Source organism: Paraburkholderia caledonica (assembly GCF_000383275.1).
Taxonomy (GTDB): Bacteria; Pseudomonadota; Gammaproteobacteria; order Burkholderiales; family Burkholderiaceae; genus Paraburkholderia; species Paraburkholderia caledonica.
In genome coordinates, this window is the sequence record NZ_KB911061.1 from 1 (window position 1) to 6,970 (window position 6,970).

A 6,970-nucleotide genomic window follows, 5' to 3' on the forward strand; every position below is an offset into this window, starting at 1 on the left:
GGCTGGCGGCTGACGCCGCGGCAGGTGTTCGAGCATCCGACGGTCGCGGGCCTCGCGCAACGCGCACAGCGGCTGGAGGCGGGCGCAGTACAGGAATTCGACGACGGCGTCGCGCTGCCACTGACGCCGATCCTGCGGCTCTTCTTCGAGCGCTATCCGCAAGGGGAATCGCACTGGAACCAGGCGGTGTTGCTGAAGGTGAAAGGGCGGCTCGTGCCGGCGGCGCTGGAGCGCGCGGTGGCGGCGCTGGAGGCGCGGCATGACGCGTTGCGGCTGCGGTTCGTGAAGGAGGCAGGGGAGTGGAAGCAGGTGGCGGTGAAAGCAGCGGGGACGGCAGAGATGTCCGCGCAAATGTCTGAAGCCTCTCAAGCATCGCAGACCTCACAACCATCACACTCAGCTAGCACAACGGTAGTCCACCACGACCACCTCGCCTCGCTTGCCGGGCTGACAGCGGCCTGCGACCGCATCCAGTCGAGCCTGAGCATCGAACACGGCCCGATCTGGCGCGTGGGCCACTTCGAGACGCTCGACGAAACGCGCGTACTGATCGCGATTCATCACCTGGCGGTGGACGGCGTCTCCTGGCGCGTGCTCCTCGAAGAACTGCAAACCGCCTACGAACAGGCCGAACGCGACGAACCCATCGCATTGCCGGCGACGTCCATGTCATGGCGCGCCTGGGTGCGCGCGCTCGATCAATATTCGCACTCCGATGTAGTTAAGTCCGAAGCCAGTTGGTGGCAGAACGCGCTAAGTGTCCTCGATGAGGCTTCGGAACTCCCGTTGCGTGCACCCGCCGGCACGTGCGTCGCCGGAAGCGAAACCATCGACTGGACACTCGACGCAAGCCGCACCCGCGATCTGCTGCAAAACGCGTCGCGCGCCTATCGCACGCGCGTCGACGAATTGCTGCTCGCCGCGCTTGCGCAGGCGCTGGGCGCGTGGAGCGGCGCGGCTGAAATTGCCGTCGAACTGGAAGGCCATGGCCGCGAAGACGTGATCGACGGTGCCGACCTGAGCCGCACGGTCGGCTGGTTCACGACGCGCTTCCCGGTCGCGCTTCCAGGAGCCCCGGCAGCACTGGGCGATGCCCTCGTTGCGGTCAAGGAGCGAGTGCGTGCCGTGCCTCACAAAGGGATGCACTGGGGGCTGCTCGACGCGAGCCGCGCGCGGCCGCGTCCGGCGATCAGCTTCAACTATCTCGGGCGCTTCGATCAGTCGTTCGACGCGGCATCGCGCTTCACCTTCAGCTCCGATGATGCAGGCAGCAGCCACGGACCCGGCGCGCGCGTCGATTATGCGCTCGACCTCAACGGCATCGTCACCGGCGACACGCTGCTGCTACGCTGGCGCTTCGACCCGGCACGCATCGCGCGTGAAAGCGTCGAGCGCATTGTCGCGGCCTTCGATCAGCACGTCGACGCACTGATCGCGCACTGCGTCGCCGCACCGCCGGGCGCGACAGCATCGGATTTCCCGTTGTCGGGCCTCGACCAGGTACAGTTGCGCGCGCTGCGCCTGCCGCTTGGCGGCGTCGCCGATATCTATCCGGCCACGCCGTTGCAGCAGGGCTTGCTCTATCACAGTGAGTTGCAGCAGGGCGAGGGCGTCTATGTGAACCAGTTGCTGCTGACGCTCGGCGGCCGCCTCGACGCCGCCGCCTTGCGCGCCGCCTGGCAGGACGCCATCGCCCGACATGACATGTTGCGCACGCGCTTCGAGTGGCGTCATGGCGAAGCGGCGTTGCAGATCGTGCAGCGCGAAGCCGTGCTGCCGTTTGCGGTGCACGACTGGCGCGATGCACACGACTACGACGCGCGCCTCGCCGCGTGGCGCGCGGCGGACATCGCTGCGGGCATCGATGCGTCGCGCGCGCCGCTGATGCGTGTCAACGTGTTCCGGCGTCCGGATGGCCGCTTCGACCTCGTGCGCACGCATCACCACGTGCTGACCGACGGCTGGAGCGGCGCACGTCTGCTGGCCGAAGTATTCGACGACTACGAGCGTGCGTTGGGCGTTTCCCCGACCGACGGCGCGCGAGCCGCCGCGGGCGTGCCGCCATCGTACCGACGCTATGTCGAGTGGCTCGCTGTGCAACCCGATCCACGGGATTGGTGGAGCGAGCGGCTCCCTGCCGCCGACGATACCGGCACGCTCACGGCCAGCCTTGTCGCGCCGCTCGGCATAGATTCGAGCGAGGCGGCGAGCGTGCCACGCAAGCTCACGCTCGAGCTGGACGCGCCGCTCGATGCGCGAGTCCGCCGCGCCGCGCAGCGGCATCGCGTGACGCTCAACACGTTGATGCAGGGCGCGTGGGCCGTGCTGCTCGCGCGGGCGAGCGGCAAGCGGACGGTGGCCTTCGGTGTCACGGTGTCGGGGCGGCCCGCATCTCTCGCTGGGTCGGATGAAATGTTCGGACTGTTTATCAATAGCTTGCCCGTGTTTGCAGCGGTGCCCGGCGAGGTGGCGATACCGGCATGGCTCGATGAATTGCAGACCTGCAACATGCAAATGCGTGAGGTCGAGCATACGCCGCTATCGTCGCTGCAGCAGTGGGCGGGTCGCAGCGGCGACGCGTTGTACGACAGCCTGATCGTGTTCGAGAACTATCCGGTTGCGGCTCGCGCGGCGTCGGCGGCAACCGACGCGCTGCGTGTGGAGCGCGTGGATTCGTTCGAGCGCACGCACTATCCGCTGACGCTGACGATCCTGCCGGCGACGCGCATCGAACTGCAATGGCAGTGGGACAGCCGGCGGCTCACGCGTACTCAGGTCAAGCAGTTGCAACGGCAATATCTCGGGCTCCTCGATCAACTCGCTGACGACGGCGAGCACGCGCCGCGCTTCGTCGGCGAACTCGCGGTGCGGCGAGGTGCGCCGCACGCCGAGCCGTTGCCAGAACCCGCGCCGCTCGCGTGGCACGAACGCTTTGCGGCTGAGGCCGCGCGCATGCCGCATCGCATCGCCATCCGGCAAAACGGCGAGGCGTTCGACTACGCGACGCTCGCCCGTTGGTCCGCGACGATCGACGCGCGTTTGCGTGCGAGCGGCGTCGCGCGGGAGGAGTGCGTAGCCGTCTGCATGCGCCGCTCGCCGGCGCTGATTGCCAGCATGCTCGGCGTGTGGCGCAGCGGCGCGGCTTATGTGCCGCTCGACCCGTCGTTCCCGGCCGAGCGCCTCGTCGCCATGCTGGACGACGCGGGGATAACGCGAGTCATCGCGGACGAAGAAGGGCGCGCGCGGCTCGGCAGCGCGCTCGACGGTCGTGTCGTGGTGAATGGTGGGATTGGCGCAGAGGTCGGAGCTCCGGGTGTCCCTAACGCCGTGGTCGGCAAGGCGGCAACAGTGCCGCCACCCGTATTGCCATGCACCGGTTCGGAACTCGCCTACGTGATCTACACGTCAGGTTCGACAGGGCGACCCAAGGGCGTTGCGGTTTCACATGGCGCGCTGGCAAGGCTGCTCGCGAGTGTCGACATCGTCATGGGAATCGATAAGGATGACGTACTATTGTCAGTCACTACACCGTCGTTCGACATTTCGCTGCTGGAATTCTGCCTGCCGCTCATGAAAGGCGCTTGCGTCGAAATGGCCGACGCCGCCACGGTCGCGGACGGCGCTGCGCTCGCGCGTCTTATCGATGAAAGCGGTGCGAGCGTCATGCAGGCAACGCCTAGCGGCTGGCGTCTGCTGATCGAATCGGGTTGGCGCGGGGCGTCGCGTGGACGACTCACCGGCATCGCCGGCGGCGAGCCGTTGCCCGCAGACCTGACGGTTCAACTCGCGCAACGCGGCGTCGATTTGTGGAACCTCTACGGTCCGACGGAAACGACGATCTGGTCGACTTGCGCGCGGGCGCCTCAAGGCGGAGCAGTCACGATTGGTCGCGCGCTGCATGCGAACGCGCTGCGCATCGTCGACGCGAGCGGCCAGTTGACGCTGCAAGGCGGCGTCGGGGAACTGTGCATCGGCGGCGACAATCTTGCGCGCGGTTATCTGGGTCGCGCCGGACTCACCGCCGAGCGCTTCGTGCCTGATCCGTACGGGCCGCCGGGTGCGCGGATGTACCGCACAGGCGACCTGTGCCGCGAGCGGCCCGACGGCGAGGTCGAATGCCTTGGCCGGATCGACCAGCAGGTCAAGCTGCGCGGTTATCGAATCGAACTGGGCGAAATCGAGGCGGCGCTGCGCGACTTCAACGGTGTGCTCGACGCCGCAGTCGCGCTCGTGCCGGGCGCAGGTGACGTCGAAGCGCGGCTCGTCGGCTATGTGGTGGGCCAATCATCCGCGGCACCGGCAGACTGGCGCCAGACGCTTGCCGCGCGCCTGCCGGGCTACATGGTTCCCGCGGCGCTCTACCAGATCGACAGGCTGCCTCGCACCGCGAACGGCAAGCTTGATCGCAACGCGCTCGCGCGGTTCGAGGTGTCGCCGCAACGCGAGGCGCAGTGGGCGGAGCCATCGGGCGAAATCGAAGTGCTGACGGCGCGGCTGTTTGGCGATGTGCTGGGGCTTGCGCGTGTCGGCGCCGACGACGATTTCTTCGTGCTCGGCGGCCACTCGCTCGCGGCGGTGCGATTGATAGCCCGGCTGTCGGAACAGCTCGGACGAAAGGTTGCGCTCGGGGCGCTGTTCGACAGTCCTACACCGAGGCTGTTGGCTCGACTGCTTACGGACGTTGTGGATGGAAACACGCAGGTCGACGTGTCGTCGGGAAAGACCGCGAGCGATGAGTTGCAGGCGCTCGATGGACTGTTCGATGCGCTGGATTGAGAAGCGAACATCATGCGCGGGCGCGACGCGCCCGCTTACCTATTCAGACTGACCAGACTAACGTCATGCAGACCACGACCCGCAACGAACTGGCGGCAGCGCCGGATTCCTCCACAGCCATCGGTGACGCGCCGAGCCACGCGCTCGCGATTTCGCGCAAGTACGCGGCACTATCGCCAGAGCGCCGGCGTCGTTTTCGCGAGAAGGCGAGCGAGCAGGGCATCGATCCCGCGCGTCTGCCGATCGTGCCGTTGTCGCGCGAGGCTGGCAACGCGAACGATGAGGACGGCGTTCCTTCTTCGCCCGGCTCCGCGCTTTACCCCCTTGCGCCCGCGCAGGAGCGCCTGTGGTTCTTGTGGAAACTCGATCCGCAGAACCCGGCGTACAACCTGTCGCGTGCGCTGCGGTTGACGGGACATCTCGATGTGCCCGCATTGCGCCGTGCATTCGATGCGCTCGTCGCACGCCATGGCGCACTGCGTACGCGGTTCGTGGAGACGCGCGGGGTAGTGGCCCAGCACATCGGTGACGGCGCGCACTACCTGTGGCGCGAACACGCGCTCGAACACGCCGCGCAACTGCGCGACACGCTGCGTGCCGCCTCTCGCGAACCATTCAATCTGATGAAGGGGCCGCTGCTGCGTGTCGATCTCATCGCGATCGGGGCAGAGCGTCACGCGCTCTCGATCGTCGCGCATCACATCGTGTCCGACGGCTGGTCGCAGTCATTGCTCGTTCGCGAACTCGCGGCGCTGTATCGCGCGGCACTCACGGGCCAGGATGCGCCGCTGGCTCGCGCGCTGCCGCCCGTCGAAATTCATTTTGGCGACGTCGCTGCATGGCAGCGTGAATGGCAGGACGGCGCGCTCGTCGATGACCTCGCGTATTGGACGCGGCGCCTCGGCACCGAACGTCCCGCGCTCGAACTACCATTGAACCGGCCGCGCGCTGCGGTGCGGGGCATCGAAGGCGGACGCGCGCGGCGCGACGTCGCCCCGGCGCTCGCCGGGCGCTTGCGCGAAGTCGCGCGCGCGCAGCGCACGACGCTTTTCACTGTACTGCTTGGCGCGTATGCCGCCTTGCTGTATCGCTATGACGGGCAGTCGGGTGTACGGATCGGCGTGCCGTCGGCGGGACGGCAGCGCAGCGAGACGGAAGGGCTGATCGGCTTTTTCGTCAACACGCTCGTGATCGACGTCGACGTGGACGGCCGCATGCCGTTCGGCACGCTGCTCGCTGGATTGCATGAACGTGTGCTCGAAGCGCATGCGCACCAGGCGGCGCCGTTCGGCAGCATCCTCGACGCATTGCGGATCGAACGCGATCTCGGTCGCTCGCCGCTGTTTCAGGTGATGTTCAACCTCGAGCAGGCGACGAGTAGCGCGTCCGTTGCGATGCCAGGAATCGTCGCGGAGCCGGAGGCGGGCGGCACGGACACGGCGCGTTTCGATCTTGTGCTGAACGTGGTGGACGACGGGCACGGCCTGCGCCTGATGTTCAACTATGCGGCGGATGTGTTCGATGCAAGCACCGTCGAGCGAATTGCATTGCAGTACGAAGCGATTTTGGATCAGATGGCCGAGGACGTCGCGCGACGCGTTGGATCAGTGACGCTGCCTGGGCGTTATGAAGCAGCGCCGTTGCAGCGTTATGCGTTCGAATCGCTCGGGATGGCGCTTGCGGCGCAGGCGAAGCGTTCGCCGGATGCGATTGCGCTGCGCTGCGAGGACAAATCGCTCACCTATGCGGAACTGGACGCGTGGTCGGCGATGCTGGCTGCACGGCTCGTCGCGCGAGGTGTTGGCGCCGAGCGTCGCGTGGGGCTGTGCGTGGCACGCGGCCCGGCGCTGGTTGCGGCGCTGCTTGGGATCATCCGCTCGGGTGGGGCGTTCGTGCCGCTCGATCCCGAGTATCCGTCAGCACGCCTTGCGCAGATGATCGACGACGCGGGCATCGTAGAGGTGGTGGCCGATAGCGCTAGCGCGAAGCAGGTGGCGGCGGTGCTGGCGGGGTGTGAGGTGGTTGAGGTGGGAGACGCCGTCTTGGCGATTCGGCCGGATGACGACGCAAGCGCGGAAACAGCGACAGCAGCAGCACCACACTTCCTCGACGCCCCCCTTCATCCCGACCAGCTCGCCTACGTGCTCTACACATCGGGCTCGACTGGCCGGCCCAAAGGCGTCGGCGTGAGCCA

At 67.1% G+C, this 6,970-nt stretch carries 2 protein-coding genes; both read left to right on the top strand.

The annotated features are described in order from the left end of the window. The coding region (locus H281_RS35300) for a non-ribosomal peptide synthetase (protein WP_020071588.1) at positions 1-4,776 on the top strand (4,776 nt) is incomplete at its 5' end. Positions 4,777-4,841: 65 nt separating this feature from the next. Beyond that, a partial coding sequence (locus H281_RS35305; protein WP_020071589.1) for a condensation domain-containing protein occupies positions 4,842-6,970 on the top strand: 2,129 nt, incomplete at its 3' end.